Source organism: Pseudarthrobacter sp. SL88, assembly GCF_026672455.1.
Lineage (GTDB): Bacteria > Actinomycetota > Actinomycetes > Actinomycetales > Micrococcaceae > Arthrobacter.
This window is the reverse complement of record NZ_JAPPRD010000001.1, coordinates 2,196,851-2,209,520: the sequence shown is the minus strand read 5'-3', so window position 1 is coordinate 2,209,520 and position 12,670 is coordinate 2,196,851. Positions and strand designations below refer to the sequence as shown.

Below are 12,670 nucleotides of genomic sequence, written 5' to 3'. Positions count from 1 at the left end.
TCCGCTGGCCGGCTCCCGGCAGGGCTGGACGGGCGTCAGTTCCGGCGCCGTTGCGGCAGGGGCGTGACGCCGTCGGGCAGGGGCGGGAGGCCCGCGAAGGTGCACACCATATCGGACCAGGCTTCGAGGTGTGCCGTGACGTCCGGTGTGGCGGGTGTCCAGGACGCCCGCAGTTCGATGTCGATGGTCCCGGGCCGTTCGGAGAGGGTCCCGAAGCTTTCGGACAGGACCCGGGTGGCGGTCCCGCCGGCGGCCCGGTAGGGGGCGTTGTGGTTTTCCAGGGCCTCCACCAGCCAGGTCCAGGCCACCGTACCGAGCATCTCGTCGTTGCCCATGTCCGGTTCGAGCTCCGCACGGATATAGGTGACGATCCTGAATTCCCCGTCCCACACTGCAGAGCCTTCGGGGTCGTGCAGCAGGATGAAGCGCCCGGTGGCGAGCTCCGTGTCGCTGTCCTCCGCGGTCCCGGCGGCCGCCAGGGCCATTGCCGCCGGTCCGTGCAGGGGAGGTGCTGCGGTCCCGGCGCCCTGGGCCATGACTTCCGCGCCCAGGGCGACGGCGAAGGGTGCCAGGCGGGCCGGCGCGGGGATTTCCGCGAGGTGGAGTTCCTTGCGGCACCGGGCTTTCCTGAGGGTTCCCAGAGCGTGGAGGAAATCCGGGGGAACCTGGTCAAGTGCGTTCACCATGGCAGATTACGCAACCCTTCAGCGCTGTCCGGGGAGGCTCGCCGTCACGTGCGCCTCAGCCGGCCTGCCCGCCGTCGTAGTCACGCAGTTCGTGGCGGATGGCGGCGATGAACGAATCCACGTCCTCTTCGGTGGTGTCGAACGAACACATCCAGCGCACTTCCCTGGCGGCTTCGTCCCAGTCGTAGAACCGGAAGGATGCACGGAGCCGGTCCGCCACTCCTTCGGGCAGCACGGCAAAGACTCCGTTGGACTCCGTCTTCTGGGTGGGCCGGACGCCGTCGATGGTGTCCACGGCGGCGCGGAGCCTGGAAGCCATCGCGTTGGCATGGGAGGCCGAACGCAGCCAGAGGCCGCCTTCGAGCAGGGCAATGAACTGGGCGGACATGAAGCGCATTTTGGATGCCAGCTGCATGTTCATCTTGCGCAGGTACACCAGGCCGTGGGCGGCTTCGGGGTTCAGCGCCACCACCACCTCGCCGAACAGCAGGCCGTTCTTGGTGCCGCCGAAGGAGAGGATGTCGACGCCGGCGTCCCGGGTGAAGGCCCGCAGCGGCACCTGCAGGTGGGCTGCGGCGTTCGCCAGCCGGGCACCGTCCATGTGCAGCTTCATGCCCTTGGCGTGGACATGGTCGGCTATGGCGCGCACTTCCTCCGGGGTGTAGCACGTGCCCAGTTCGGTGGTCTGGGTGATCGAGACGGCCAGCGGCTGTGCGCGGTGCTCGTCACCCCAGCCCCACGCCTCCTTGTCGATCAGTTCCGGAGTCAGCTTTCCGTCCGGGGTGGGGACCTGCAGGAGCTTGATGCCGCCGATGCGTTCCGGTGCCCCGTTTTCGTCCATGTTGATGTGGGCTGTGGAGGCGCACACCACGGCCCCCCAGCGGGGGAGCAGGGACTGCAGCGAGAGGACGTTCGCCCCGGTTCCGTTGAACACGGGGAAGCATTCGATGCCTGGCCCGAAGTGTTCCTCCATGACCTCGTGCAGCCGCGAGGTGTAGTCGTCCTCGCCGTAGGACACCTGGTGGCCTTCGTTGGCGGCGGCAAGCGCCGCAAGGATCTCCGGGTGGACGCCGGAGTAGTTGTCCGAGGCGAAGCCCCGCACATTGGGGTCGTGCAGCCTAAGGGCCGCGCCGGTCTCTGCTGTGGTTGTCATGGCTTTGCTCACATTCCCAGTCTATGTATGGCTTGCAGGGGCGGGCTGCCCCTGTGCGGCGGGGTCCTGACGGGTCACGGAGCGAGCCGGACCCGGGTGCCGTTCAGCTCGGCCGCCGGGGCGTCGAACAGCCCCACCACCGCTGCCGCGAGTTCGGCCACGTCCGTGGCTCCCGGGAACGTCCGCTCCGGGTGGCTGCGGCGCAGCCCGTCGTCCACGAGGGCCTTCACCACGAGGACAACGGCGGCCGCCTGCCCGCCGCCGCCGGCCGCGGCCGCGCGGCGGAAACCGTCCGCCACGGCCATGGTCCACGCTTCGGCGGCAGCTTTGGCGGCCACGTAGTTGGCCACGCTGGCCGCCGGACTTTCCACGGCAGTGGAGGAGACCATGGCGAACCTGCCGTGCGGGGAGGCGGCGATATCGTCAAAAAACACCCGCGTGATGTTGCGCAGCGTCGTGACGGCACCCCGCTCGAGGAAATCCCAGTCCTCGTCGGACTGGTCGGGGATTCCCTGCGCTCCCCGCCATCCGCCCACCAGGTGGATGACGGCGTCGACGGCCCCGGCCTGGAGCGCGACGTCGTCGCGGAGCTGCCTGACGTCGTCGAGCCGGGCGAGGTCGCACGTGAGGGGCGTGACGCCGTCGCCCGCCTGTTGTGCTGCTGCCTCGATCCGCTGCTGATCGGAACCCACCGTGATGACCCGGTGCCCGGCCGCGCGGAGGGCGCCCGCGACCGCAACCCCGGAGGCTCCGCTGCCGCCTGTGACGAGGACGGTGAGGGCCGGAAGCGAGCCGGAGGTTCCGCTCACAGCGCCGAACTGCCGGTGATGCCCGCGGTGGACTCGATGACAGGGCGCATCTTCTTCTCCAAAGCCTCGTAGAACATGGAGAGCGGGAATTCATCGTCCAACACCTGGTCGGTCAAGCCGCGCGGGGCACCGGACAGCGGGAGGGCGTCCGGGCCCTTTGCCCAGACGGACGCGGGGTTGGGCGTGACCGTGCCGGAGATGAGTTCGTAGGCGGCCAGCCAGTGGGCGGTCTTGGGCCGGTCGATGGAGCGCCAGTAGAGATCGTCAATGCGGGCACCCAGTGCGATTACCGCGTCCGGCACGCCGTCCCAGTCAATGGTGAGTCGGGTGTCGGTCCAGTGCAGGACGTGCTGCTGGTGCAGCCAGGCGAACAGCAGCTGGCCGCCCAGGCCGTCGTAGTTGCGGACGCGGCTGCCGGTGATGGCGAAGCGGAAGATCCTGTCGAAGATCACGGCATACTGCACCAGTTTGGCGTGCCGGCGGGCTTCGGGGTCCGCCTCGTCGTCCTTTTCGATGCGCACGGATTCCCGGAAGGCTGTGAGGTCGCAGCGGAGTTCTTCCAGTGAGTAAAGGAAGAAGGGCATGCGCTGCTTGATCATGAACGGATCGAAGGGCAGGTCGCCGCGCATGTGGGTCCGGTCGTGGATCAGGTCCCACATGACGAACGTGGCCTCGGTCAGGTCCTGGTCGGCCAGCAGCTCAGCGGCGCCTTCGGGCAGTTCCAGGCGGGTGGTTTCCGCGGCGGCTTTGAGCACGCGCCGGAAGCGCGCAGCTTCGCGGTCGGCAAAGATTGCGCCCCAGGTGAAGGTGGGTGTGGTGCTGACGGCCACGGTTTCCGGGAAGAGGACTGCGGAGTTGGTGTCGTAGCCTGCGGTGAAGTCCACGAACCGGATGGGAACAAACAGTCTGTTGGAGTAGTCGCCCGCCTCCAGGCCGGCGATGAACTCCGGCCAGATGACCTCGATCAGGACGGCCTCCACCAGCCGGCTGCTGCTGCCGTTCTGGGTGTACATGGGGAAGATCACCAAGTGCTGGAGGCCGTCCTGCCGCTGCTCCTGGGGCTGGAAGGACAGCAGCGAAGAGAGGAAATCCGGAACAGCGAATCCGCCGGCCACCCAGGCCGTGAAGTCGGCGCAGACGGTGTCCAGGTAGGTGGCATCGTGCGGGAAGGCTGGAGCAAGGGCCCGGACGGCGTCCACGATGGTGTCCACGTGCAGTGCTGCCGTGGTGTGGCTGGCCGCATCCGGCACGGAGCCGTCCGGGGCCTGCAGGGCCTGGAGGGCCGACGCTGCGGTCCGGAGCCGGAGCCAGTCCTGGTTGTCCGCGGAAATCCGGGGGACGGCGGTGAGGGTTTCAGTCATCGTCGCTGCCTTTCTGGGCGTTGCTTGCTTCTCTCTTCGGAGCGTAGCAAGCAACAAGCAGAACTAATCTGAAAAGCGGTTGAGACTAAGAAATACTATTTCTCAGCGCCGTGGTCGTCCCGTTGAGCCTGCACCGCGCTGGGGGATGGTCGCTTTGGCCACGCCCTTAAACGGGCTGGCGGGCGGGCCAGGCCTGGCTGACCGCCGCGCCCGGCCCGCCGGCACCGGCAGCTGAATCAGCCTGCCGTTGTGCCGTCCGCCGCCACTGCCCCGTCCTTCGGGACGAGTCGCAGTGAAACGGAGTTGATGCAGTAGCGCTGGTCCGTGGGAGTACCGTAGCCCTCGCCGTCGAACACGTGGCCCAGGTGTGAATCGCAGGCGCCGCAGCGGACCTCCACGCGGTCCATCCCCATGGTCCGGTCGTGAATGTAGCGGACGGTACCCTCGGCCAGGGGGGCCCAGAACGACGGCCAGCCGCAGTGCGAATCGAACTTCTCATTGCTGGTGAACAGTTCGGTCCCGCAGGCCCGGCACTGGTACACGCCCGCAGTGTGCGTGTCCCAGTACTCGCCGGTGTAGGGGCGCTCGGTACCCGCCTGCCGGAGGACGCGGTACTCCTCGGGTGTCAGTTCTTCGCGCCACTGCGCATCGGACTTCTGCACGGCGGCCACGTCCCCGCCGTCCTGCCCTCCGGTGCCGTGGGTATCGGCTGCCGGGTCCGCGACAGCGTGGGTGGCCTTGTTTCCGAAAATGTTGTTTCCGAAGATACTCATGCTGTGGTCAACGCCTAGGAGTCGCCGATAAATCCCGATCCTGCGTACAGGTGCAGGACGGGAATGCCGAGCTGGTCCTGGGCCTTGTTCGCCCAGTCGGTGTGGAAGGTATCGGACACCGCGTGCGGCCGCGTGATCACCACTGCCTGCGCGGCGCCGGTGTCCCTGACCTTGGCCACCAGTCCGTTGACCGCACCGCCGTCCACCACCTCGCCGTCGACTCCGGCCCCCAGTCCTTCCAGGGCGGCAAGTGAGGCAGACAGGGTTTCCGTGGCGTGCGCGCGTTCCTCTGCGGGGTCCGGCGCGCGGGAGGTGAGTTCGCGGAAAGCCGCGGCAATTTCCAGCAGGGAGAGGTGTTCGAGGAAATCCACCAGCAGGTGCCGCTCGGTATTGGCTGGAACAAGGACCAGCAGCCGGGAGTCTGCTCCGTCCACCAGGCGTTCGATGTTCAGGCGGTCGTCCGCCCCCAGTGGCTCTTCGGTCAGGATGACGATGGGTTCACTCATGGCCTTAGCCTAGCCCTGTAGGTGGGGCGCCGCACCAACCCGTACACGGGCCTGCCACGGTGCACAGGCGCCGTTCCACACAGGACCCGCCCGGGCCGGAATGCGGTGATCCTTGAGCTGACGGTAAGAATAGGAGCATGGCTTCTTATTTGCGGACGCGCCCGGAGCACACTGCCCACACCCCGGAAACAGGGGGCATGTCGCTGGGGACCCGATGGGCTATTGCCGGTGCCATCGCGGGAAGTTCCCTGACCGGGCTCCTGGCTGCGGGTTCGTCCGCGCTCGCCGTGTATTTCGCCCGCCGCGTCATTACGCCGGCACGGCAGCGGACGTCGGACCAGGAGGTCCTCGCAGTCATCCGCGACGGGCAAAAGCAGCAGGTGATCCTGGCCGCCACGGACGACACCACGGTGGACGGCCGGTACGGCTTCTATTTCGACGGCGGCAGGGGGCACGCCAGGATAGGCCGCATCGTCTCGTACTCGCCGGCGGAGCGGACGGTGCTGCGAGAAGTCGAAGCGGTCTATGCCGGAGACCTCTCCGCCGCCCGCTGGGGCTGGTGGAGCGGCGCACTCTACCCTGACCCTGCCGCCGCCGGCGATTCAGCCGAAGAGGTGGCCATCCCCGTGGAACGCGGCGAGGCGCCGGCCTGGCTGGTCCGCGCCGGCGGGACCGCCCGGACCTGGGCTCTCATGGTCCACGGGCGCGGTGCAACCCGGCAGGAAGCGCTGCGCGCGGTGGGTCCGGCGCTGGAGCTGGGGCTGACCAGCCTGTTGCTCTCCTACCGCAATGACGGCCTGGCACCGTCGGCGGATGACGGCCGGTACGGACTGGGTTCCACGGAATGGCAGGACATTGAGGCGGCCATCGGGTATGCACTGGACAACGGTGCCGAGGAGATTGTGCTCTTTGGCTGGTCCATGGGCGGGGCCATCTGCCTGCAGGCAGCGGACCTGTCCCGGTACCGGCACCTGATCCGGGCCATGGTCCTTGACGCGCCGGTCATCGATTGGGTCAACGTCCTCGCCCACCATGCGCAGCTGAACCGGATTCCCTCGCTGGTGGGCCGGTACGGGCAGCTCATGCTGGGGCATCCGCTGGGGCGCAGGCTGACGGGATTGTCCGCGCCTGTGGACCTCAAGGCCATGGACTGGGTCTCACGCGCCGTCGAACTCCGGACCCCCACCCTGATCCTGCACAGCGTCGATGACGAGTACGTGCCCTATAAGCCGTCCGCGCTGCTGGCCGAGCGGAACCCCGAAATGGTGACCTTCGAAGCCTTCAACCACGCACGGCACACCAAGGAATGGAACGTGGACCCCGAGCGCTGGGAGCGGCTGGTGAAGGCGTGGCTGCGGCAGCAGCTCGCGCCGCGCCTCAACCCGGGTACCCGGCCGGGAGAGCAGCCGAGCTGATCAACCTGGCTGGCAAGCCTGGCCAGGCAGCGACGCGTTGCTGCCGATCGGCGCGGTGACTGCGTCGGTCAGCCGGACAAGGTCCAGCGGTGCGAGTTCGATATCCAGGCCGCGCCGGCCGCCGGACACGAGCATGGTGTCCAGCTCCAGGGCGGAGGAATCGAGCACTGTGGGGGAGGGGAGCCGTTGGCCAAGCGGTGAGATACCGCCCAGCACGTAGCCGGTCCGGCGCTGCGCGGCGGCCGGATCTGCCATGGCGGCCTTCTTTGCCCCCATCGCTGCAGCGAAGGCCTTCAGGTCCAGGGTCCCGCTGACGGGGACGATGCCCACGGCCAGCCTGCCTTCAACCTCCACCATCAGGGTCTTGAACACCCGTGCCGGATCGATCCCCAGGACTGCGGCCGCCTCCGCTCCGTAGCTGTCCGCGGCCGGATCATGGGAATAGGGGTGCAGCACGAAGGGAACCCCGGCGGCGGCAAGTGCCGCCGTGGCCGGGGTTCCCTGTCCAGTGCTTTTGCGTGCCACGTGGTGGTGGCGTCAGGCGCTGGCGCCGGACGCTGCAGCTACCTTGCGCTTGATCCTGCCCAGCATCGCCGTCATGCCCCTCATCCGGAGCGGGGTGATGGCCCGCGTGAGGCCCAGCAGTTCGGGCATATCATCCGGTACCGCAAGGATTTCCGCCGCCGAGAGCCCGTCCAGGCCTTCGTGCAGCACTCCGGCGAAGCCACGCGTGGTGGGCGCTTCGGCGGGGGCTTTGAAAAAGAGCCGGACGGCGGTGCCAGAACCGGCAGTGCCGTCCTTTTCCGTTTCGATGGTCAGGAACAGCGGCGACTGGCACTCCACTACCTGCTCCAGGAGTTCGGGATGGTTGGTGAGCCGTTCGGGAAGTTCCGGAAGCCCCTCCGAGAATTCGAGCAGCAGCTGCAGCCGCTCGGGCTCGGACAGGGCCTGGAAGTCGTCCACAATCGCCGCGAGGGCGGAAGGCAAGGCTTGAGTAGTCATCAGGGCAAGTTTACGCGGGAGCCTTCGTCAGACTCCAACGGCGACCGGGAAGGAGCCGCGCTCGGCGCCCTTGACAATGGGAACGCGGACGGCGTTGCCCCACTCGGTCCAGGAACCGTCATAGTTACGGACGGACTCGAAGCCCAGCAGGAACTTCAGTGCGAACCAGGTGTGGCTGGAACGCTCGCCGATGCGGCAGTAGGCCACCACGTCGTCGCCCGCGGCAAGGCCGGCCTCGCCGAGGTAAATGGCGTCAAGTTCTTCCCGGCTGCGGAACGTGCCGTCTTCGGCCGCTGCGCGGGCCCACGGCACAGAGGCAGCAGTGGGGATATGGCCGCCGCGCAGTGCGCCCTCTTCCGGGTACGCCGGCATGTGCGTGCGCTGGCCGGTGTACTCCTCGGCGGAGCGGACGTCGATCAGGGGCTTGCCCAGGTGGGCCAGCACGTCGTCCTTGAAGGCGCGGATGGGGGCGTCGTCGCGCTCCACCACGGGGTAGTCGCCCGTGGCGGGCGCAGGCTTGTCCCTGGTCAGGTCCCGGCCTTCGGCGATCCACTTGTCCCGGCCGCCGTCGAGCAGGCGCACGTCCTGGTGGCCGAACAGGGTGAAGACCCACAGGGCGTAGGCGGCCCACCAGTTGGACTTGTCGCCGTAGATCACCACGGTGGTGTCGCGGGAGATGCCCTTCGAGGCGGCCAGCTCAGCGAAGGCTGCGCCGTCAACGTAGTCGCGGGTGACGTCGTCGTTCAGATCGGTGTGCCAGTCGATCTTCACTGCGCCGGGGATGTGGCCGGTCTCGTACAGCAGCACGTCCTCGTCCGATTCCACGACCACCAGCTCACCGTTGGCAACGGCGCCGCTCTCCAGGGCGGAGGCAAGCCACTCGGTGGAAACCAGCCGCTCCGGGTGGGCATAGGCGGCGAACTTTTCATTCTGTTCAACGGGGTAGGGCATGGTGTTGGCCTTTCATCGAGGACACGGGAGGGCCGCGCAGTGCGGAAAACGGCTCCTGCATGGGGACCTTTCCCCACACTATCCAGCGGCAGATGCGTTGTCCGTATTCCGTTAACAGGACGAAATGTTGGCTTCATCACCCCTGGTGGTCCCGCCGACGCTGCGCCCGGACGGGGACCGCGAAGCCGGTATCCTTTCTGGGGACCACCTACCAGCAGAACGGACCACCTTGGTACAGATCGAACAGCTTGCGGCGCGCACTCCTGCAGTGTCGGTGAACGAACTCCTTAAGGGTTTCTATCCATCGCCGCGGTTTGGCCAGGTGTCCTTCGCCAGCTACCGTCCGGACCCGAAGCAGCCCAGCCAGGCTGCTGCCGTCCAGGCCCTGGAGGGGTTCGCCGGCAACGTGGCACCGTCTGACGGCGGCGGGCTCTTCAAAAAACTGTTCGGCAAGAAGGACAGTTCGCGTGCCGGTATCTACCTGGACGGCGGATTCGGCGTGGGCAAGACCCACCTCCTTGCTTCACTCTGGCACGCCGCCCCCGGACCGAAGGCCTTCGGCACCTTCGTTGAGTACACCAACCTGGTGGGCGCCCTGTCTTTCCGCAAAACAGTTGACGCACTCAGCAGCTACAAGCTGGTGTGCATCGACGAATTCGAACTCGACGACCCGGGCGACACAGTCCTGATGTCCCGGCTGATGCGTGAACTGGCCGACGCCGGCGTAAAGCTGGCTGCCACCTCCAACACCCTGCCCGGCTCGCTGGGTGACGGCCGCTTTGCCGCTGTGGATTTCCAGCGCGAGATCCAGGTCCTGGCGGACCAGTTCGACGTCATCCGCATTGACGGCGAAGACTTCCGCCACCGCGGCTTGCCGGCGGCCCCGGCCCCGCTGAAGAACAGTGAACTGTCATCCCACATGAAGGCCGAGTTCGACGGCAAGACGGTGGCCCAGGACGAGTTCAGCACCCTGATCCACCACCTCGCCGGAGTGCACCCCAGCCGGTACCGCCAACTCATCGACGGGATCGACGGTGTGGTGTGGCGCAACGTGGAGACCATCACCGAGCAGGCCGTGGCGCTGCGGTTCGTGGTCCTTGCGGACCGACTCTACGACAAGGACGTCCCCATCCTTGCCAGCGGCGTGCCGTTCGACAAGCTCTTCACAGAGGAAATGATGGCCGGCGGCTACATGAAGAAGTACTTCCGCGCGGTGTCCAGGCTTACCGCACTGGCCCGCGAAGGCCAGAACCACGAACCGTCCTAGTCAGCTCGGCGGGGCGGCGACGGCCCGCGCAGTGCCCCTCACCGGCAGTTCCTAGGCGCTGTCCTTCGCGCCTGCGTGCCCTTCCTCCAGCAGTTCCCGCTCCCGGCGGGGGACCAGCAGCGTCCTGACCAGCAGGCCGGCAAGGAGCGCCCAAAAAGCCGATCCGATCCCGCCGAACGCGAGCCCTGAAGCGGCCATCAGGAACGTGACGGCCGGGGCGATGCGGTCCTCGGCATCAGCCAGGGCCGAAGAGACCGACGCCGCCAGCGTGCCCAGGAGCGCCAGCCCTGCCACCGCTTCCAGCATGCCCGCCGGTGCCGCGCTGACCAGGGTGACCAGCGCTGCCGAGAATGCGGCCAGGACCAGGTAGGCCAGCCCGGAGGTAAATCCTGCAACCCAGCGCCTGTTCCGGTTGCTGCCGGCCTCCTCGCCGGCAGCAAGTGCCGCGCTCAGTGCGGCAAGGTTGATGGCATGGCCGCCGAACGGCGCGCCCAGGACGGTGCCGGCACCGGTCACCAGCATCGATGCCCGCCATGGTGTCGCAAATCCGAACGACCGCAACACCGCCACACCCGGAACGTTCTGGGAGGCCATGGTGACCACAAACAACGGCAGGGCAATGCCCGCCATGGCCTGCAGGCTGAAGGACGGCGTGGTCCACACGAGTTCCGGCAGCACCCCGCCCGTTCCGAACGCACTGCCGGTGCCAGCCAGGGAGAAGGTGATTACTCCCAGCGCCACCACAAGTGCCGCAGGCACAGCCCAACGCGGGGCGAACTTCATCATGAGCAGCCAGCAGGCAATGACCGGGGCCACAAAGAGCGGAACAGTGCCCAGTGCAGTGAACGGCGCAAGGCATAACTGCAGCAGGACGCCGGCCAGCATTGCCTGGGCGAGCGATGCGGGGATCCGCGCCATCAGCCGGCCGAGGGCAGGGACCAGCCCGGTCAGGGCTATCAGCACGCCGGCGGCAAGGAAGGCTCCGAGGGCGGCCGGCCAGCCGCCGTCGGGCGTGCCGGACGTGGCCAGAAGCGCTGCGCCCGGTGTGGACCAGGCAAGCGTGACCGGTACTTTGGACCGCCATGCAAGCAGCAGGACGCCGACGCCGACGGCCAGGGTCAGAGCCAGCAGTCCGGAGGCAGCCTGGGCCGGGTTGGCCCCCGCCGCCTTGAGCCCGGCGAGGACGACCGCGAAGGACGACGTAAAGCCCACCAGGGCCGTGACAATACCGGCAACCACGGGCCGGGAATCGAAGGTGGAGGGCCTGGCCGTCCGGCCGGGGCGGATGGGTGCGGAAGACTTCGCCATACCGGCAGGTTATCCGTGGTTGCGGTTCGGGTGGCAATTGCGGACTGTGCTGCCGCCACTGGGCGACCTGTCAGCCGGTCAGGCCATCACCGGTGAGAGCACGGCGGCCGGCAGCCACGGGGCATTTAAACGCCAAAGGCGCGGGCGCCGCCTCCCGGCGGGACCCGCGCCCCGTTGACGTGCTGGGGCAATGCCCCGGCCGAGATCCTTACGGAGTCCGGTCAGCCGGCGGTGCCGGGTTGACGGGATTGACCGGGGGGACCTGCTCTGCGGCAGGTGCCTCGCCAGGGGTCCCATTCTTGTCCACGAGCTTGGAAGCGCCATCCTGGATCTTGTCGACGTGGCCGGTGTACTTGCCACCGGTCTTCTGGTCGACGAAATCGCCGGCTTTGGTGATGCCGTCCTTGATGGTCTGCTCGTTTCCGCGGATAAGACCCTGTGCCTTGCCCTTTAGATCGTCAATCAGTCCCACGAGCACCTCCCTTCGGTCGCGGAGCCAGGTCGCTCCTTGCGCAATCGATCCTAGACCTGCGGGAGGGCAGTTCCAAGGACATTGGGAAGATTCGGCGTTCGCCCGCAGCGGATGGGGCCTAAAAGGGCAACAAAAAAGCAGCTCTTTACGAGCTGCTTTGAGGGTGGGCGATACTGGGATCGAACCAGTGACCTCTTCCGTGTCAGGGAAGCGCGCTACCGCTGCGCCAATCGCCCGGAACCGGAGGACCGGCCAATGGGTTTCAAAAAAGAGAGCGGACGACGAGATTCGAACTCGCGACATCCACCTTGGCAAGGTGGTGCTCTACCAGCTGAGCTACGTCCGCAATTGCCTTCCGGCCGGGGCCGGACTGCTGTTGGCAAGTGACCTTGCCGAGTGGGCGATACTGGGATCGAACCAGTGACCTCTTCCGTGTCAGGGAAGCGCGCTACCGCTGCGCCAATCGCCCATGCTGATTCGGAAAGGATCCGAAAAACCATGGTTTTCACCGAGGTGGGTACGGGATTCGAACCCGTGTATACGGCTTTGCAGGCCGCTGCCTCGCCTCTCGGCCAACCCACCGTGTAAGCCCCGGTTTAGCAACCGTTGCCGTGACAGTGTCCTGCGAGCGGACGACGAGATTCGAACTCGCGACATCCACCTTGGCAAGGTGGTGCTCTACCAGCTGAGCTACGTCCGCAGTTTGGGGTTTGATTCCTTGCCGTTTGGGCATTTCCTCGCTTCCAACGAGTAAAAACAATATAGGAGGTTCCGGGAAAGTCCAAATCGGCTGTTCCGGCCGCTTTACACATGCCCCTGCATCCCAGCAATGGCGCGGAAAGATGCAGCTTACAAGCATGTAATTTGTGCATCCCCTGCCGTCCCTGCCGCCGCGGGATGCACAAAACTGGAGTGTGTTTCCAAGGGGCGGGCCGCGGGAATGGGGCATTCCGCGGGCCTGCCTTCG

Annotated in this window: 13 protein-coding genes and 5 tRNA genes; 2 read left to right on the top strand and 16 right to left on the bottom strand. The window is 67.0% G+C overall.

All coding sequences use genetic code 11. The features are described from left to right. Positions 1-35: 35 nt before the first annotated feature. The 6 genes from OVA06_RS10120 to OVA06_RS10095 all read right to left on the bottom strand — a co-directional run bounded on the left by OVA06_RS10120 (position 36) and on the right by OVA06_RS10095 (position 5,288). Entirely contained in the window at positions 36-686 is a 651-nt protein-coding gene (locus OVA06_RS10120) for a DUF3000 domain-containing protein (protein ID WP_056084653.1), read from the bottom strand. 55 nt (positions 687-741) lie between these two features. After that, positions 742-1,839 (bottom strand): threonine aldolase family protein, encoded by a 1,098-nt coding sequence (locus OVA06_RS10115; protein ID WP_268158030.1) that lies wholly within the window; start codon positions 1,837-1,839, stop codon positions 742-744. A gap of 74 nt (positions 1,840-1,913) precedes the next feature. After that, on the bottom strand, positions 1,914-2,648 hold the full coding sequence (locus OVA06_RS10110; protein WP_268158028.1) for an SDR family oxidoreductase: 735 nt from the start codon (positions 2,646-2,648) through the stop codon (positions 1,914-1,916). Beyond that, the gene (locus tag OVA06_RS10105) at positions 2,645-4,009 is read right to left on the bottom strand and encodes a DUF6421 family protein (protein WP_268158026.1); all 1,365 of its coding nucleotides are present in this window, start codon (positions 4,007-4,009) and stop codon (positions 2,645-2,647) included. The genes OVA06_RS10110 and OVA06_RS10105 overlap by 4 nt, the downstream gene beginning before the upstream one ends. 236 nt (positions 4,010-4,245) lie before the next feature. Beyond that, a complete protein-coding gene (msrB, locus tag OVA06_RS10100; protein ID WP_268158024.1) occupies positions 4,246-4,782 on the bottom strand; it encodes a peptide-methionine (R)-S-oxide reductase MsrB in 537 nt (178 codons plus the stop codon). A gap of 14 nt (positions 4,783-4,796) precedes the next feature. Beyond that, positions 4,797-5,288 carry a hypothetical protein gene (locus tag OVA06_RS10095; RefSeq protein ID WP_261620537.1) on the bottom strand — a complete coding sequence of 164 codons (492 nt, stop codon included), beginning with the start codon at positions 5,286-5,288 and terminating at the stop codon, positions 4,797-4,799. 137 nt (positions 5,289-5,425) lie between these two features. Here OVA06_RS10095 and OVA06_RS10090 point away from each other — a divergent pair, with 137 nt between their 5' ends. Further along, complete coding sequence (locus tag OVA06_RS10090; protein WP_268158020.1) at positions 5,426-6,703, top strand: alpha/beta hydrolase family protein; 1,278 nt, start codon at positions 5,426-5,428, stop codon at positions 6,701-6,703. On the opposite strand, the gene ybaK is transcribed toward OVA06_RS10090, so the two are convergent. From ybaK to OVA06_RS10075, 3 genes are read right to left on the bottom strand one after another with little or no spacing between them, the layout of a single operon-like run. Then, a complete protein-coding gene (gene ybaK, locus OVA06_RS10085; RefSeq protein WP_268158018.1) occupies positions 6,704-7,228 on the bottom strand; it encodes a Cys-tRNA(Pro) deacylase in 525 nt (174 codons plus the stop codon). A gap of 12 nt (positions 7,229-7,240) precedes the next feature. Further along, on the bottom strand, positions 7,241-7,705 hold the full coding sequence (locus OVA06_RS10080; protein ID WP_268158016.1) for a SufE family protein: 465 nt from the start codon (positions 7,703-7,705) through the stop codon (positions 7,241-7,243). A gap of 27 nt (positions 7,706-7,732) precedes the next feature. Next, positions 7,733-8,656: a sulfurtransferase gene (locus OVA06_RS10075; RefSeq protein ID WP_056084633.1), complete on the bottom strand. Its 924-nt coding sequence runs from the start codon at positions 8,654-8,656 to the stop codon at positions 7,733-7,735. A 229-nt stretch (positions 8,657-8,885) separates the two neighbouring features. On the opposite strand from OVA06_RS10075, the gene zapE reads away from it, so the two are divergent. Continuing rightward, complete coding sequence (gene zapE, locus OVA06_RS10070) at positions 8,886-9,923, top strand: cell division protein ZapE (protein WP_261620543.1); 1,038 nt, start codon at positions 8,886-8,888, stop codon at positions 9,921-9,923. A gap of 51 nt (positions 9,924-9,974) precedes the next feature. On the opposite strand, the gene OVA06_RS10065 is transcribed toward zapE, so the two are convergent. From OVA06_RS10065 to OVA06_RS10035, 7 genes are all read right to left on the bottom strand, one after another. Beyond that, entirely contained in the window at positions 9,975-11,231 is a 1,257-nt protein-coding gene (locus OVA06_RS10065) for a benzoate/H(+) symporter BenE family transporter (RefSeq protein ID WP_268158014.1), read from the bottom strand. A gap of 208 nt (positions 11,232-11,439) precedes the next feature. Beyond that, the gene (locus OVA06_RS10060) at positions 11,440-11,703 is read right to left on the bottom strand and encodes an antitoxin (protein ID WP_056084828.1); all 264 of its coding nucleotides are present in this window, start codon (positions 11,701-11,703) and stop codon (positions 11,440-11,442) included. Between the two features lie 164 nt (positions 11,704-11,867). Next, positions 11,868-11,939 (bottom strand) — tRNA-Val (locus OVA06_RS10055). A gap of 37 nt (positions 11,940-11,976) precedes the next feature. Beyond that, positions 11,977-12,049: transfer RNA gene (locus OVA06_RS10050), tRNA-Gly, on the bottom strand. Positions 12,050-12,100: 51 nt separating this feature from the next. Next, positions 12,101-12,172: transfer RNA gene (locus OVA06_RS10045), tRNA-Val, on the bottom strand. A gap of 42 nt (positions 12,173-12,214) precedes the next feature. After that, positions 12,215-12,285: transfer RNA gene (locus OVA06_RS10040), tRNA-Cys, on the bottom strand. Positions 12,286-12,330: 45 nt separating this feature from the next. After that, positions 12,331-12,403 (bottom strand) — tRNA-Gly (locus tag OVA06_RS10035). Positions 12,404-12,670: the final 267 nt, after the last annotated feature.